At 61.3% G+C, this 15,153-nt stretch carries 12 protein-coding genes; 8 read left to right on the forward strand and 4 right to left on the reverse strand.

The features are described 5' to 3' along the window. Positions 1-14: 14 nt before the first annotated feature. The 7 genes from CXF97_RS04465 (at position 15) to CXF97_RS04495 (ending at position 5,253) form a co-directional block, all read left to right on the forward strand. Entirely contained in the window at positions 15-605 is a 591-nt protein-coding gene (locus tag CXF97_RS04465; RefSeq protein WP_371918369.1) for a hypothetical protein, read from the forward strand. Beyond that, positions 602-1,798 carry a beta-ketoacyl-[acyl-carrier-protein] synthase family protein gene (locus CXF97_RS04470; protein WP_101156590.1) on the forward strand — a complete coding sequence of 399 codons (1,197 nt, stop codon included), beginning with the start codon at positions 602-604 and terminating at the stop codon, positions 1,796-1,798. Before CXF97_RS04465 ends, CXF97_RS04470 begins: the two co-directional genes overlap by 4 nt. Beyond that, the gene (locus CXF97_RS04475; RefSeq protein ID WP_101156592.1) at positions 1,795-2,259 is read left to right on the forward strand and encodes a hotdog family protein; all 465 of its coding nucleotides are present in this window, start codon (positions 1,795-1,797) and stop codon (positions 2,257-2,259) included. Before CXF97_RS04470 ends, CXF97_RS04475 begins: the two co-directional genes overlap by 4 nt. Next, complete coding sequence (gene fabG / locus CXF97_RS04480) at positions 2,252-2,980, forward strand: 3-oxoacyl-ACP reductase FabG (RefSeq protein ID WP_101156594.1); 729 nt, start codon at positions 2,252-2,254, stop codon at positions 2,978-2,980. The genes CXF97_RS04475 and fabG overlap by 8 nt, the downstream gene beginning before the upstream one ends. Next, positions 2,980-4,206: a beta-ketoacyl-ACP synthase gene (locus tag CXF97_RS04485; RefSeq protein ID WP_101156596.1), complete on the forward strand. Its 1,227-nt coding sequence runs from the start codon at positions 2,980-2,982 to the stop codon at positions 4,204-4,206. Before fabG ends, CXF97_RS04485 begins: the two co-directional genes overlap by 1 nt. 29 nt (positions 4,207-4,235) lie before the next feature. Continuing rightward, entirely contained in the window at positions 4,236-4,679 is a 444-nt protein-coding gene (locus tag CXF97_RS04490) for an excinuclease (RefSeq protein WP_101156598.1), read from the forward strand. A gap of 136 nt (positions 4,680-4,815) precedes the next feature. Beyond that, on the forward strand, positions 4,816-5,253 hold the full coding sequence (locus tag CXF97_RS04495) for an excinuclease (RefSeq protein ID WP_101156602.1): 438 nt from the start codon (positions 4,816-4,818) through the stop codon (positions 5,251-5,253). Positions 5,254-5,336: 83 nt separating this feature from the next. Here CXF97_RS04495 and CXF97_RS04500 read toward each other — a convergent pair whose 3' ends face one another. Continuing rightward, positions 5,337-6,239: a LysR family transcriptional regulator gene (locus CXF97_RS04500; protein ID WP_101156605.1), complete on the reverse strand. Its 903-nt coding sequence runs from the start codon at positions 6,237-6,239 to the stop codon at positions 5,337-5,339. A 118-nt stretch (positions 6,240-6,357) separates the two neighbouring features. Here CXF97_RS04500 and CXF97_RS04505 point away from each other — a divergent pair, with 118 nt between their 5' ends. Continuing rightward, entirely contained in the window at positions 6,358-7,632 is a 1,275-nt protein-coding gene (locus CXF97_RS04505) for an MFS transporter (protein WP_101156608.1), read from the forward strand. 131 nt (positions 7,633-7,763) lie between these two features. Here the strand turns inward: CXF97_RS04505 and hemE are convergent, their stop codons facing one another. From hemE to gltB, 3 genes are all read right to left on the reverse strand, one after another. Then, complete coding sequence (gene hemE, locus CXF97_RS04510) at positions 7,764-8,831, reverse strand: uroporphyrinogen decarboxylase (RefSeq protein ID WP_056787355.1); 1,068 nt, start codon at positions 8,829-8,831, stop codon at positions 7,764-7,766. A 241-nt stretch (positions 8,832-9,072) separates the two neighbouring features. Continuing rightward, on the reverse strand, positions 9,073-10,491 hold the full coding sequence (locus tag CXF97_RS04515) for an FAD-dependent oxidoreductase (protein WP_007909438.1): 1,419 nt from the start codon (positions 10,489-10,491) through the stop codon (positions 9,073-9,075). Between the two features lie 33 nt (positions 10,492-10,524). Continuing rightward, entirely contained in the window at positions 10,525-14,970 is a 4,446-nt protein-coding gene (gene gltB, locus CXF97_RS04520) for a glutamate synthase large subunit (RefSeq protein WP_101156611.1), read from the reverse strand. Between the last annotated feature and the right edge of the window lie 183 nt (positions 14,971-15,153).

The following is a 15,153-nucleotide window of genomic DNA, read 5'->3' on the forward strand; positions in this document are numbered from 1 at the left end:
TTCGACCTGCTTACATGGAACCCTGTGGGAGCGGGCTTGCTCGCGAAAGCGGTAGGTCAGCCTGCATTGATGTCGGATGTACCGATGCCTTCGCGAGCAAGCCCGCTCCCACAATGCCCTCTGTGTGGCGGTTTTTTATGGTCGGCATGATCTTCCTGTTGAACGCCTGCGCCAGCCAGCCACCACTGCCCGCGGCCAACCCGACACTGCCCCTGCCGCTGCAACTGCACATCGAGCGCGAGCAGGCCGGGCAACGTCAGGACTGGCTGCTGGTGATCCAGCGCGAAGGCGCCGGCACTCGCTGGTCGATGATGGATCCGCTGGGCATTCCCCAGGCCCGCCAGCAACTGATCGACGGGCATTGGCAGGCCGATGGTCTGCTGCCGCCCAATCCCGAGGCGCGGGAATTATTCGCCGCATTGCTGTTCGCCCTGACGCCGCCCGCCGAGCTGCTGCGTAACTATCCCGACGCTCGGCAACAGGCCGATCAGCGTTCACTGTCGGCACGCTGGGACGTCCGCTATTCACAACCGTTGAGCTTCGACTTGAATCTGCCTCAAGGCCCGCACTATCGCGTTTCCCAGCTAGGTGAATCGACGCCATGACCGCTTACCTGAATGCCCTCGGCGTGATCTGCGCCCTGGGCCGCAACAAGTCTGAAGTCGCGCGCAATCTGTTCGCCGGCGACTGTTCGGGGATGCGCCGCGAGTCCGGCTGGGTCGCCGAGCGTGAGCTGCCTGTCGCCGGCGTGCACGGTGAATTGGCGCCGATCCCCGCCGAACTGCTCGAACACAGCAGTCGCAACAATCAGCTGTTGCTGGAAGCCGCCCTGCAAGTCCGCGATGACATCGACCGCGCGATCCAGACCTATGGCCGTGAGCGCATTGGCGTGGTACTCGGCACCAGCACCTCGGGCATCGACGAGGCCAGTCGTGGCCTGGCGCATTACATCCGCGAGCAGCAATTTCCCCGCGAGTACGACTATCGCCAGCAGGAGCTCGGCGCGCCGGCAAATTTCCTCGCCGAATGGCTGCAATTGAGCGGCCCGGCGTACGTGATTTCCACCGCCTGCACCTCCAGCGCCCGCGCGCTGATGAGCGCCCGGCGTCTGCTCGATCTGGGCCTGTGCGACGCGGTGCTGTGCGGCGGCGTCGACAGTCTGTGCAAGCTCACGCTGAACGGTTTTTGTTCGCTGGAAGCCGTTTCAGATGAACGCTGCAATCCGTTTTCCGCCAACCGCAACGGCATCAATATCGGCGAGGCAGCGGTGCTGTTCGTGATGAGCAAACAGCGCGGCGAAGGCCCGGGAATCGCCCTGCTGGGGACGGGCGCCAGCTCGGATGCGCACCATATTTCCGCGCCGGAGCCGAGCGGCCGCGGCGCCCTGCAAGCGATGCAGAAAGCGCTTGGCCGCGCTGGTCTGCAAGCCGCGCAAATCGACTACCTGAACCTGCACGGCACCGCCACTGCGCACAACGACGCCATGGAAAGTCTGGCTGTCGCTGCGCTGTTTCCCGAAGGCGTCGCCTGCTCGTCAACCAAGCCGCTGACCGGCCACACCCTCGGCGCGGCCGGCGCGCTGGAAGCGGCGTTCTGCTGGCTGAGCCTGAGCGCCGACAACCCTGATCAGGCGTTGCCGCCGCACATCTGGGACGGCCACGCCGATCCCGCGCTGCCGCCGCTCAAGTGGGTGACCGCGAGCGAACGCCTGACGTCCATTGCACCGCGCTACCTGATGAGCAACTCGTTTGCCTTCGGCGGCAACAACGTCAGCCTGATAATCGGAGACGCCCCATGAGCCACTGGCCGCTCGCCGAACTGCTGCCGCACGCCGGCGACATGATTCTGATCGACGCCATCGAGCGCTTCGATGACGAGCAGATTTTCACTCGCCTGACGGTCAAGCCCGACGGCCTGTTCAACCTGCCCGACGGCAGCCTGCCGGCGTGGGTCGGTGTCGAGCTGATGGCGCAGAGCGTCGCCGCTTTCGCCGGATGCCACGCACGGCGAAAAGGCAATCCGCCGGAGCTGGGTTTTCTGCTCGGTACGCGCAAATTCGAGTGCAACGTCGAAGCCTTTCCGGTTGCCAGCGAGTTGACCGTCCACGGCATTCGTTCGCTGGAAGATGACAACGGCATGGGCGTATTCGAATGTCACATCCACGGCGACGGCATTCATGCCAGCGCTCGGCTCAACGTGTACCGTCCGCCGCAAGCCAACCAATATCTGCAACAGACAAAGGAGTCGCACGATGACTGAATCCGTACTGGTCACCGGCTCCAGCCGGGGCATCGGCCGCGCCATTGCCTTGCGTCTGGCGCAGGCCGGGCATGACATCGTCCTGCATTGCCGAAGCGGCATGACTGAAGCCCAAGCGGTGCAGGCCGAAATCGAAGCATTGGGCCGCCGCGCACGCATCCTGCAATTCGACGTCGCCGACCGTGAAACCTGCAAAAACATTCTCGAAGCCGACGTCGAAAACCACGGCGCCTATTACGGCGTGGTGCTCAACGCCGGCCTGACCCGCGACGGTGCGTTTCCGGCGCTGAGCGATGACGACTGGGACGTGGTCCTGCGCACCAACCTCGACGGTTTCTACAACGTTCTGCACCCGGTGATGATGCCGATGATTCGTCGTCGCGCCGCCGGACGCATCGTCTGCATCACCTCGGTGTCGGGTCTGATCGGCAACCGTGGCCAGGTCAATTACAGCGCCTCGAAGGCCGGCGTGATCGGCGCGGCAAAGGCGTTGGCGATCGAGCTGGGCAAGCGCAAAATCACCGTTAACTGCGTCGCCCCTGGCCTGATCGACACGGCCATGCTCGACGAAAACGTGCCGGTGGAGGAACTGATGAAAATGATCCCCGCGCAGCGCATGGGCACCCCTGAAGAAGTCGCCGCTGCGGTGAATTTCCTGATGTCGGCGGAAGCCTCGTACATCACTCGTCAGGTTCTGGCAGTCAACGGAGGCCTGTGCTGATGAAGCGCGTCGTCGTCACCGGCATGGCCGGCATTACCTCGCTGGGCAGCGACTGGCAGACCATTGCCGGCAACTTCGCGGCCAACCGCAGCGGCATTCGCCGCATGGACGAGTGGGATCGCTTCACGGAACTCAACACGCGTCTGGCCGGGCCCATCGATGACTTTGTCGTGCCGTCGCACTGGACCCGCAAGCAGTTGCGCAGCATGGGCCGGGTCTCACGACTGGCGGTCGGCGCAGCAGAAAAGGCTCTGGCCGACGCCGGCCTGCTCGGTGACGAATCGATCAAGGACGGGCGCATGGGCGTCGCTTGTGGTTCGTCCACTGGCAGCACTGACGAAATCAAAGCGTTCGGCAACATGCTGCTCAACTCGGTGGCCGAAGGGCTGAACGCCAACTCCTACGTGCGGATGATGCCGCACACCACCGCCGCCAATATCAGCATTTTCTTCGGCCTCACCGGGCGTCTGATTCCCACCTCCAGCGCCTGCACCAGCGGCAGCCAGGGCATCGGCTACGCCTACGAGGCGATCAAGTTCGGCCGCTTGCCATTGATGCTCGCTGGCGGCGCCGAAGAGCTGTGCCCGACCGAAGCCATGGTCTTCGACGCGCTCTACGCCACCAGTCTGAAAAACGATGCGCCACAGAGCAGCCCTCGCCCGTATGACAAGGGCCGCGACGGTCTGGTGATCGGTGAAGGCGGCGGCATGCTGGTACTCGAAGAGCTGGAGCATGCCCTCGCTCGTGGCGCGCACATTCACGCGGAAATCGTCGGTTTCGGCAGCAACGCCGATGGCCAGCACACCACCCGCCCGGAGCAGATCACGATGCGCCGCGCCATGGAGCTGGCCCTGGAAGATGCCGGCCTCAGCCCGGACGCCATCGGCTATGTGAACGGCCATGGCACGGCGACCGAGCAGGGCGACATCGCCGAAACGCTGGCCACCAGCAGCCTGTTCGGCGAACACATGCCGATCAGCTCGCAGAAGAGTTTCCTCGGCCACACCCTCGGCGCCTGCGGTGCGCTGGAGTCGTGGTTCAGCATCGAGATGATGAATCGCGATCAGTACGTGCACACCTTCAACCTCGACGAGGTCGACCCGCACTGCGGCAAGCTCGATTACCTGCGCGGCGAATTCCGCCAGATGCACCACGACTACGTGATGAACAACAATTTCGCTTTCGGCGGCGTCAACACTTCGTTGATCTTCCGCCGCTGGGCATAACCGAATCAATCCAGGTCAAGGAGACCTTCATGCACTTCAAAAAACTCGCTGCCGTCACCCTGCTGCTCTGCGCTTTGCCAGCGGTCAGCCAGGCCCGCGACACGGCGGTCTACCTGCCATTCGACAAAGCGGTCGCCGAAGCGACCCGCTCCGGCAAGATCGATGGCAGCGTGAAGTTCTATCTGGCCGGCAACACCCCAGCCGGTAAAGTCACCGTCGTCAGCCCCGACGCCGTGACCAACAAGAAAACCAACGCCTTCAACAAGTCCGACGAAGTCGCCTGCGAGTGGGTAGCCCAATCGGCAATCATCAGCCTGCACCAGGCCGCAAAAAACGCCGGCGCCAACGCCGTGACCAACATCGTCAGCTTCTACAAGCGCAACGAGCGCAAGGACGCGCAAACCTACGAATGCCACGCCGGCGCGATCATGGCGGGCGTTGCGCTGAAGGGTGATTTGGCGAAGGTTCAGTAAACGCCAGAAACGACAAAGGGCGCCGTTTGGCGCCCTTTTTATTTGCGGTGATTCAGCAGCATCTACACTCGCTGATGCAGGTCGCAGCACCATCACCTGCCCTCGTGTTTCTCTTTCACCGTCAAAGGAGATGACCATGCAAGTGAAAGTCCTGTTGGCCGCTGCGCTTATCCTCCTGCTGCCCAGTGCCAGCCATGCCACCAACCTTATGTACATGCCTTTCGAAACCGTGCTGTCGGACGCCATTCGCGCCGGTCGGCTGGATGGCAGTGTGAAGTTCTACCTGATCGGCAACGGGCCGCAGAGCACTCAGCAGTTGTTGCGCCGAGGGGTGGTCAGTGATTTGAAAACCAACGGTTTCAACAAGAGCGATCAGGCTTCGTGCGAATGGGTGTTGCAGTCGAATCTGATCAAATTGCAGGCTGATGCCAAGCGGGTCGGGGCGAATGCGGTGGTCAATATCGTCAGCTACTACGACCAGCGTGTACGCAAGGATTTGAATACGTACGAGTGCCGGGCAGGAGTTTTTGTTACCCGGGTCGCTTTGAAGGGGGATTTGGTGCGATTGCCTTGAAGGGCGAAGTCCAAAGATCGCAGCCTTCGCCAGCTCCTACATGGATTGGTGTAGGAGCTGGCGAAGGCTGCGATCTTTTGATTTCAGGTTTTCTGCGGCTCAACCTTGCGCGTAAGCAGTTCGACAAACGCCTTGGCCATCGGCGATTTCTGGTCTTTGCGCTGCACCAGCCATACCGCTGATATTGCTTCAGGATCGAGCAGCGGGCGATAGACCACGCCGTCGATGCGCATACGTTGATAGGACGCCGGCAGCACTGACACCCCGAGGCCCGCTGCGACCAGACCGATGATGGTCATTGCCTCGCCGGCCTCTTGGGCAAAATGCGGACTGAAGCCGGCGTCACGGGCCAGGCTCAACAGTTGTGCATAGAGCCCGCTGCCATAGCTGCGTGGGAAAAATACGAAAGGTTCCAGCGCCAGCGCCGAGAGCAAAAGACCTTCGTCGCTGCCCTGAGCCAACGGATGCTTGGAACTGAGCACCGCCACCAACGGCTCGCGCATCAACTCCACAACACTCAGCGAATCCGGCAATCCGAGCGGGCGCATGATGCCGACTTCGATCGACTCGTCCACCAAGGCATCGGCGACCATGGTGCTGCTCATTTCGCGCAGATTCAGATGCACCGCCGGAAAGCGCTGACGAAAGGAAAAAATCGCCTGGGGAATCGTCGAGTTGAACGGTGCCGACGAAGTGAAACCAATCTTCAACTCACCCAGCTCGCCAAGTTGCGCGCGGCGAGCAACGTCCGCCGCCTTGTCGACTTGCGCCAGCACCAGGCGCGCCTCCTGCAAAAACAACCGGCCCGCCTCGCTCAGCTCGACCCGACGATTGGTTCGCTCGAACAACCGCGCACCGAGCTGCTGTTCCAGCGCCTGAATCTGCTGGCTCAGTGGAGGCTGCGAAATGCCCAGCGCCTGAGCGGCGCGGCCGAAATGCAGTTCTTCGGCGACGGCAATGAAGTAACGCAGATGACGCAATTCCATGGGATTCCCATTAGGTCGCTGAGGCTATCAAACAGGTCGAACAATATATTGGATAGAAACATTAGCCAGCTATATGATTTTTTCATTGCCTGCCCGGCTGTGCTTTCCGAGGTCTGAAGTGAAAACTGCTGTCGCGCCCCTTGCCCACGAAGTCCCGCCCTCTGCCGGCGACGATACCCTCGCCGAACTGCAGGAAATCTACATCGAAAAAGGCACCCCGGCGTTCATGCGTACGGTGCTGGCGTTGTTCTGCGGTGGCTTCGCGACGTTCGCCCTGCTTTATTGCGTGCAACCGATGATGCCGCTGCTGTCGCACGAATACGGAATCAACGCGGCGCAGAGCAGCCTGATCCTCTCGGTGGCGACCGGGATGCTCGCCTTCGGTCTGCTGATCACCGGGCCGATTTCCGACCGCATCGGCCGTAAACCAGTGATGGTCGCGGCGCTGTTCGCTGCCGCGCTGTGCACCATCGCCAGCTCGATGATGCCGAGCTGGCACGGCGTGCTGATCATGCGCGCCCTGATCGGCCTGTCGTTGAGCGGTCTGGCCGCGGTGGCGATGACCTATCTGAGTGAAGAAATTCATCCACAACACATCGGTCTGGCGATGGGCTTGTACATCGGCGGCAACGCGATCGGCGGGATGAGCGGACGTTTGATCACCGGCGTGCTGATCGACTTTGTCAGCTGGCACACGGCGATGCTGGTGATTGGCGGTTTGGCGCTGATCGCTGCGGCGGTGTTCTGGAAGATCCTCCCGGAGTCGCGCAACTTCCGCTCCCGCTCACTGCACCCGCGTAGCCTGCTCGACGGTTTCACCATGCATTTTCGCGACGCCGGCCTGCCGCTGCTGTTTCTTGAAGCATTTGTGTTGATGGGCGCGTTCGTCACGCTGTTCAACTACATCGGCTATCGCTTGCTGGCGGCGCCGTACCACCTCGATCAGGTGTACGTCGGGTTGCTCTCGGTGGTGTACCTGTCGGGAATCTACAGCTCGGCGAAGATCGGTTCACTGGCGGACAAACTGGGGCGGCGCAAAGTGTTGTGGGCGACCATTGCACTGATGTTCGCCGGACTGGCCCTGACCATGTTCACCTCGTTGCTGCTGGTGATCGTCGGCATGCTGGTGTTCACCTTCGGCTTTTTTGCCGCGCACTCGGTGGCGAGCAGTTGGATCGGCCGACGTGCGTTGAAGGCAAAGGGACAGGCGTCGTCGCTGTATCTGTTCAGTTATTACGCCGGGTCGAGCATTGCTGGTACGGCGGGCGGGGTGTTCTGGCATCTGGGCGGATGGAACGGGATCGGCCTGTTTATCGGAGCGCTGCTGCTCGTTGCCCTGCTGGTGGCGTTGAAGCTGGCGAAGTTGCCGCCTCTTGGCGGTGTCAAAGCTTAAAAGCAAAAGATCGCAGCCTTCGGCAGCTCCTACAGGGAAACGCAAATCCCGATGTAGGAGCTGCCGGAGGCTGCGATCTTTCGATCTAAAAAAAGCCCGGCATTGGCCGGGCGTTTTTTATTGTGCGCCGATCACTCGTGATACTGCGCCGACAACTCATGCACCGCACGCAGGAACGCACCGGCATGTTCCGGATCAACTTCCGGCGTGATGCCGTGGCCGAGGTTGAACACGTGGCCGCTGCCCTTGCCATAACTGGCGAGGATGCGCCCGACTTCAGTGCGGATCGCTTCCGGTTTGGCGTAGAGCACGGTCGGGTCCATGTTGCCTTGCAGCGCGACCTTGTCGCCGACGCGGGCGCGGGCGTTGCCGATGTCGCAGGTCCAGTCCAGGCCCAGAGCATCGGCGCCGGCTTCGGCGATGCTTTCCAGCCACAGGCCGCCGTTCTTGGTGAAGAGGATCACCGGCACTTTGCGGCCGTCGTTCTCGCGGATCAGGCCGCTGACGATTTTCTTCATGTAGGCCAGGGAGAATTCCTGATACGCCGCCGCAGACAGGTTGCCGCCCCAGGTATCGAAAATCTGCACCGCTTGTGCACCGGCCATGATCTGGCCGTTGAGGTAGGAGGTCACCGACTGCGCCAGTTTATCCAGCAGCAGGTGCATGGCTTGCGGGTTGTCGTAGAGCATGGCTTTGGTCTTGCGGAAGTCTTTCGACGAGCCACCTTCGACCATGTAGGTCGCCAGGGTCCACGGGCTGCCGGAGAAGCCGATCAGCGGTACGCGGCCGTTGAGCTCGCGGCGGATGGTGCTGACCGCATCCATTACGTAGCCAAGATCCTTGTGCGGATCGGGGATCGGCAGGGCTTCGATGTCAGCCATCGTGCTGACGACTTTCTTGAAGCGCGGGCCTTCGCCGGTCTCGAAGTACAGGCCCTGGCCCATGGCATCGGGAATGGTGAGGATGTCGGAAAACAGGATCGCCGCGTCCAGTTGCGGATAGCGGTCGAGTGGTTGCAGAGTGACTTCGCAAGCGAATTGCGGATTCATGCACAGGCTCATGAAGTCGCCGGCGTGGGCACGGCTGGCGCGGTACTCCGGCAGGTAGCGACCGGCCTGGCGCATCATCCACACGGGGGTGACGTCAACGGGTTGCTTGAGCAGGGCGCGGAGGAAACGGTCGTTCTTCAGGGCAGTCATGTCGGCATCCGGAAAAAAAGTGCGGGCATTTTCTCAGAGCGCGACGCAAAAGGCACGGATGTGGGTCAGCCTTTTGTCTATCGGGTCAATTTGTCGCGTTATCTTGAACACGCAGAAACCAAAGTGGGAGCGGGCTTGCTCGCGAAAGCGGTGGGGCAGTCGACACATTTGTGACTGATACACAGCATTCGCGAGCAAGCCCGCTCCCACAGTTTTGATCATGTTTCAGCTTGAAATGTGCTCAGACGCCCAAGTAATCAAGGATCCCCTCAGCCGCATTACGCCCCTCGAAGATCGCCGTTACCACCAGGTCGGAACCGCGCACCATGTCGCCACCGGCAAAGATTTTCGGGTTGCTGGTCTGATGCTTGTACTGACCTTGCTCAGGCGCAACGACGCGGCCCTGGCTGTCGGTCTGGATCTCGAACTGCTCGAACCACGGCGCCGGGCTCGGGCGGAAGCCGAAGGCGATGACCACGGCGTCGGCCGGGATGATCTCTTCCGAACCCGGGATCGGCTCAGGGCTGCGACGGCCACGGGCGTCTGGTTCGCCGAGACGGGTCTCGACGACTTTCACGCCTTCAACCTTGTCTTCGCCAACGATGGCGATTGGCTGGCGGTTGTAGAGGAATTTCACGCCTTCTTCCTTGGCGTTCTTCACCTCTTTGCGCGAGCCGGGCATGTTCGCTTCGTCACGACGGTAAGCACAGGTCACCGACTTGGCGCCCTGGCGGATCGAGGTGCGGTTGCAGTCCATCGCCGTGTCGCCACCGCCGAGTACCACAACCTTCTTGCCTTTCATGTCGACAAAATCTTCCGGCGACTTTTCAAAGCCCAGGTTGCGGTTGACGTTGGCGATGAGGAAGTCCAGCGCGTCGTAAACACCCGGCAGATCCTCACCGGCAAAACCACCCTTCATGTAGGTGTAGGTGCCCATGCCCATGAACACCGCGTCGTACTCGGCAAGCAGTTGTTCCATGGTCACGTCTTTGCCGACTTCGGTGTTGAGACGGAACTCGATGCCCATGCCGGTGAAGACTTCACGACGATTGCTCAGCACGGTCTTTTCCAGCTTGAACTCCGGGATACCAAAGGTCAGCAAGCCGCCGATTTCCGGGTTTTTGTCGAACACCACCGGGGTTACGCCGCCACGCACCAGCACGTCGGCACAACCCAGCCCCGCCGGGCCTGCACCGATGATCGCCACGCGTTTGCCGGTCGGCTTGACCTTGGACATGTCCGGGCGCCAGCCCATGGCGAACGCGGTGTCGGTGATGTACTTCTCGACCGAACCGATGGTCACCGCGCCGAAGCCGTCGTTGAGGGTGCAGGCACCCTCGCACAGACGATCCTGCGGGCACACCCGGCCGCAGACTTCCGGCAGGGTGTTGGTCTGGTGCGACAGCTCGGCGGCCTGGAGGATGTTGCCCTCGGCCACCAACTTGAGCCAGTTGGGAATGAAGTTGTGCACCGGGCACTTCCATTCGCAATACGGGTTGCCGCAGCCCAGGCAGCGGTGGGCCTGATCGGCCGACTGCTGGGGTTTGAACGGTTCGTAGATTTCAACGAACTCTTTCTTGCGTTGACGCAACAGTTTCTTCTTCGGATCCTTGCGCCCGACATCGATGAACTGGAAGTCGTTATTCAGACGTTCAGCCATTGTTAAAACCTCATCAAACTCTTCAGGCGCATATCACTGCGGGTTGGCACGAGTGCTGGAAAGCAGGGTTTTCAAGCTGGCAGCCTTGGGCTTGACCAACCAGAAACGCCGCAAGTAATCGTCGAGGTTCTCGGCGAGTTCACGACCCCACTCGCTGTCGGTTTCGGCGACGTACTCGTTCAGCACGTTCTGCAGGTGGCTGCGATAGGCTTCCATCGCTTCGCCGCTGATCCGCTGGATTTCCACCAGTTCGTGATTGACCCGGTCAACGAAGGTGTTGTCCTGATCGAGCACGTAGGCGAAACCACCGGTCATGCCCGAGCCGAAGTTGTAACCGGTCTTGCCCAGCACGCAGACGAAACCACCGGTCATGTACTCGCAGCAGTGATCGCCAGTGCCTTCCACGACGGTGTGGGCACCGGAGTTACGCACGGCAAAACGCTCGCCGGCGGTGCCAGCGGCGAACAGCTTGCCGCCGGTGGCGCCGTACAGGCAGGTGTTACCGATGATTGCGCTTTCCTGAGTTTTATAAACGCTGCCCTTCGGCGGCACGATCACCAGCTTGCCGCCGGTCATGCCTTTGCCGACGTAGTCGTTGGCATCGCCTTCCAGGTACATGTTCAGACCGCCGGCGTTCCACACGCCAAAGCTCTGCCCGGCCGTGCCCTTGAAGCGGAAGGTGATCGGCGCCTTGGCCATACCCTGGTTGCCGTGCTTGCGGGCGATTTCGCCGGATATCCGCGCGCCGATCGAACGGTCGCAGTTGCAGATGTCCAGATCGAACTCGGCGCCGCTCATGTCGTTGATCGCCGGCGCGGCCAGCTCGACCATTTTTTCCGCGAGCAGGCCTTTGTCGAACGGCGGGTTGCGCTCAACACCGCAGAACTGCGGCTTGTCCGCCGGAATGTGATCGCTGCCCAACAGCGGCGTCAGGTCCAGGTGATGTTGCTTGGCGGTCTGGCCTTCGAGGATTTCCAGCAGATCGGTACGACCGATCAGCTCTTCGAGGGAGCGCACACCGAGTTTGGCCAGCCACTCACGGGTTTCTTCGGCGACGTAGGTGAAGAAATTCACCACCATGTCGACGGTCCCGATGTAGTGATCCTTGCGCAGCTTCTCGTTCTGGGTCGCGACGCCGGTGGCGCAGTTGTTCAAGTGGCAGATGCGCAGGTATTTGCAGCCCAGCGCGATCATTGGCGCGGTGCCGAAGCCGAAGCTTTCAGCGCCGAGAATGGCGGCCTTGATCACGTCGAGGCCGGTTTTCAGGCCGCCGTCGGTTTGCACTCGGACTTTGCCGCGCAGGTCGTTGCCGCGCAGGGTCTGGTGAGTTTCAGCCAGGCCGAGTTCCCACGGCGCGCCAGCGTACTTGATCGAAGTCAGCGGCGAAGCACCGGTGCCACCGTCGTAGCCGGAAATGGTGATCAAGTCCGCGTAGGCCTTGGCCACACCGGCGGCGATGGTGCCGACGCCCGCTTCTGCTACCAGCTTCACCGACACCAGCGCCTGCGGGTTGACCTGCTTCAAGTCGAAGATCAGCTGCGACAAGTCTTCGATCGAGTAGATATCGTGGTGTGGCGGTGGCGAAATCAGGGTCACGCCCGGCACTGCGTAACGCAGCTTGGCGATCAGCCCGTTGACCTTGCCGCCCGGCAGTTGCCCGCCCTCGCCCGGCTTGGCGCCTTGGGCGACCTTGATCTGCAGCACTTCGGCGTTGACCAGGTATTCCGGAGTCACACCGAAACGGCCGGTGGCAACCTGCTTGATTTTCGAGCTCTTGATGGTGCCGTAACGCGCCGGATCTTCACCCCCTTCGCCGGAGTTGGAACGCGCACCGAGGCGGTTCATGGCTTCGGCCAGGGCTTCGTGTGCTTCCGGCGACAATGCGCCCAGCGAGATACCAGCGGAGTCGAAGCGCTTGAGCACCGATTCCAGCGGCTCGACTTCACTGATGTCCAGCGGCGTGTCGAGGGTCTTGACCTTGAACAGGTCGCGAATCATCGACACCGGACGGTTGTCCACCAGCGAGGTGTATTCCTTGAACTTGGCGTAGTCGCCCTGCTGCACAGCGGCTTGCAGCGTGTTGACCACGTCCGGGTTGTAGGCGTGATATTCGCCACCGTGGACGAACTTCAGCAGACCTCCCTGCTGGATCGGCTTGCGCGGACTCCAGGCTTCGACGGCCAGCGCTTTCTGCTCGGCTTCGATGTCGACGAAACGCGCACCCTTGATGCGGCTCGGCACGCCACGGAAGCTCAGCTCGCAGACTTCTTCGGACAGGCCGATGGCCTCGAACAGCTGCGCACCACGATACGAAGCGATGGTCGAGATACCCATCTTCGAGAGGATCTTCAGCAGACCTTTGGTGATGCCTTTGCGGTAGTTCTTGAACACCTCGTAGAGGTCGCCCAGGACTTCACCGGTACGGATCAGATCGCCCAGCACTTCGTAAGCCAGGAACGGATACACCGCCGAGGCGCCGAAACCGATCAGTACGGCGAAGTGATGCGGGTCACGTGCGGTCGCGGTTTCAACCAGGATGTTGGAATCGCAACGCAGGCCTTTTTCGGTCAAGCGGTGGTGCACTGCACCGGTCGCCAGCGAAGCGTGGATCGGCAGCTTGCCCGGGGCGATATGGCGGTCGCTGAGGACAATCTGGGTACGCCCGGCGCGCACGGCTTCTTCAGCCTGATCGGCAACGTTTCGGATCGCCGCTTCGAGGCCCAGGCTTTCGTCGTAGTTGAGGTCGATGATCGCCCGTTCGAAACCCGGACGGTCGAGGTTCATCAGCGAACGCCACTTGGCCGGGGAAATGACCGGCGAGCTGAGGATCACGCGCGAGGCGTGTTCCGGCGACTCCTGGAAAATGTTGCGCTCGGCGCCGAGGCAGATTTCCAGCGACATCACGATCGCTTCACGCAGCGGGTCGATCGGCGGGTTGGTCACCTGCGCGAACTGCTGACGGAAATAATCGTACGGCGTGCGCACACGCTGGGACAGCACGGCCATCGGCGTGTCATCGCCCATCGAGCCAACAGCTTCGTAGCCTTGCTCGCCGAGCGGACGCAGTACCTGATCGCGCTCTTCGAACGTGACCTGATACATCTTCATGTACTGCTTGAGCTGATCGACGTCGTAGAACGCCGAACCGTGGTCGTTGTCTTCCATGGTCGCCTGAATGCGCAGGGCATTCTTGCGCAGCCATTGCTTGTACGGATGACGCGACTTCAGACGGTTGTCGATCGCATCGGTGTCGAGGATCTGCCCGGTTTCGGTGTCCACGGCGAAGATCTGGCCAGGGCCGACGCGGCCCTTGGCGAGCACGTCTTCGGGCTGGTAGTTCCACACGCCGATTTCCGACGCGAGAGTAATGAAGCCGTTTTTGGTGGTGACCCAGCGCGCCGGACGCAGACCGTTCCGGTCGAGCAGACACACCGCGTAGCGACCGTCGGTCATGACCACGCCGGCCGGGCCGTCCCACGGCTCCATGTGCATCGAGTTGTACTCGTAGAATGCACGCAGATCCGGGTCCATGGTTTCGACGTTCTGCCACGCAGGCGGGATGATCATCCGCACGCCACGGAACAGGTCGATGCCACCGGTGACCATCAACTCGAGCATGTTGTCCATGCTCGAGGAGTCGGAACCGACGCGGTTGACCAGCGGGCCGAGTTCTTCCAGATCCATCAGATCATTGGTGAACTTGGTCCGACGGGCCTGAGCCCAGTTACGGTTACCGGTGATGGTGTTGATTTCGCCGTTGTGCGCAAGGAAGCGGAACGGCTGCGCCAGCGGCCATTTCGGCAGGGTGTTGGTGGAGAAGCGCTGGTGGAACACGCAAATCGCGGTTTGCAGGCGCTCGTCGCTCAGGTCTGGATAGAACGCGGCCAGGTCGGCCGGCATCATCAGGCCTTTATAGATGATGGTCTTGTGCGAAAAGCTGCAGATGTAATGATCGGTGTCAGCGGCGTTGGCCACCGATGAACGGCGACGGGCGCTGAACAGCTTCACGGCCATGTCCTGATCGCTCAGGCCTTCGCCGCCGATGTAGACCTGCTCGATCTGCGGCAGGCGTTCAAGGGCAAGGCGGCCGAGGACGCTGGTGTCGATCGGCACTTTGCGCCAGCCGATCAGTTGCAGTCCTTCAGCAAGGATCTCGCGGTTCATGTTCTCGCGAGCAGCTTCGGCCTTGGCCGGATCCTGATTGAAGAACACCATGCCCACCGCGTATTGCTTGGGCATTTCGACGCCGAAGCTTTCCTGGGCAATGGCTCGCAGGAAGGCGTCGGGTTTTTGAATCAGCAGACCGCAACCGTCACCGGTCTTGCCGTCGGCATTAATCCCACCGCGGTGGGTCATGCAGGTCAGGGCCTCGATGGCCGTTTGCAAAAGGGTATGACTGGGCTCGCCCTGCATATGAGCTATCAGGCCGAAACCGCAGTTATCCTTGAATTCATCTGGTTGGTACAGACCTGCTTTCATAGACACTTTCTCACCAGGCTGCCTCTATTCGAGGCAAATTTCTTTTCAATTCAACCACTTGCGTTCCGCGCCGAACGTACGCCGGCTTAGCGGGGGCAAAAGGGTGGTCATTGTACACAGCGACACAGAGGCTCACAAATTTGACGACGAACTGTCGCAAATTCATGTCGCATTTGTGAAAGG

Origin of the sequence: Pseudomonas sp. Choline-02u-1 (assembly GCF_002836515.1) — a bacterium.
GTDB lineage: Bacteria > Pseudomonadota > Gammaproteobacteria > Pseudomonadales > Pseudomonadaceae > Aquipseudomonas.

Bases quoted from the DNA above. Each gene is read 5' to 3' on its own strand.
- CXF97_RS04465 (WP_371918369.1), top strand. From the start codon at position 15: ATGGAACCCTGTGGGAGCGGGCTTGCTCGCGAAAGCGGTAGGTCAGCC.
- CXF97_RS04470 (WP_101156590.1), top strand. From the start codon at position 602: ATGACCGCTTACCTGAATGCCCTCGGCGTGATCTGCGCCCTGGGCCGC.
- CXF97_RS04475 (WP_101156592.1), top strand. From the start codon at position 1,795: ATGAGCCACTGGCCGCTCGCCGAACTGCTGCCGCACGCCGGCGACATG.
- fabG (WP_101156594.1), top strand. From the start codon at position 2,252: ATGACTGAATCCGTACTGGTCACCGGCTCCAGCCGGGGCATCGGCCGC.
- CXF97_RS04485 (WP_101156596.1), top strand. From the start codon at position 2,980: ATGAAGCGCGTCGTCGTCACCGGCATGGCCGGCATTACCTCGCTGGGC.
- CXF97_RS04490 (WP_101156598.1), top strand. From the start codon at position 4,236: ATGCACTTCAAAAAACTCGCTGCCGTCACCCTGCTGCTCTGCGCTTTG.
- CXF97_RS04495 (WP_101156602.1), top strand. From the start codon at position 4,816: ATGCAAGTGAAAGTCCTGTTGGCCGCTGCGCTTATCCTCCTGCTGCCC.
- CXF97_RS04500 (WP_101156605.1), bottom strand. From the start codon at position 6,239: ATGGAATTGCGTCATCTGCGTTACTTCATTGCCGTCGCCGAAGAACTG.
- hemE (WP_056787355.1), bottom strand. From the start codon at position 8,831: ATGACTGCCCTGAAGAACGACCGTTTCCTCCGCGCCCTGCTCAAGCAA.
- CXF97_RS04515 (WP_007909438.1), bottom strand. From the start codon at position 10,491: ATGGCTGAACGTCTGAATAACGACTTCCAGTTCATCGATGTCGGGCGC.
- gltB (WP_101156611.1), bottom strand. From the start codon at position 14,970: ATGAAAGCAGGTCTGTACCAACCAGATGAATTCAAGGATAACTGCGGT.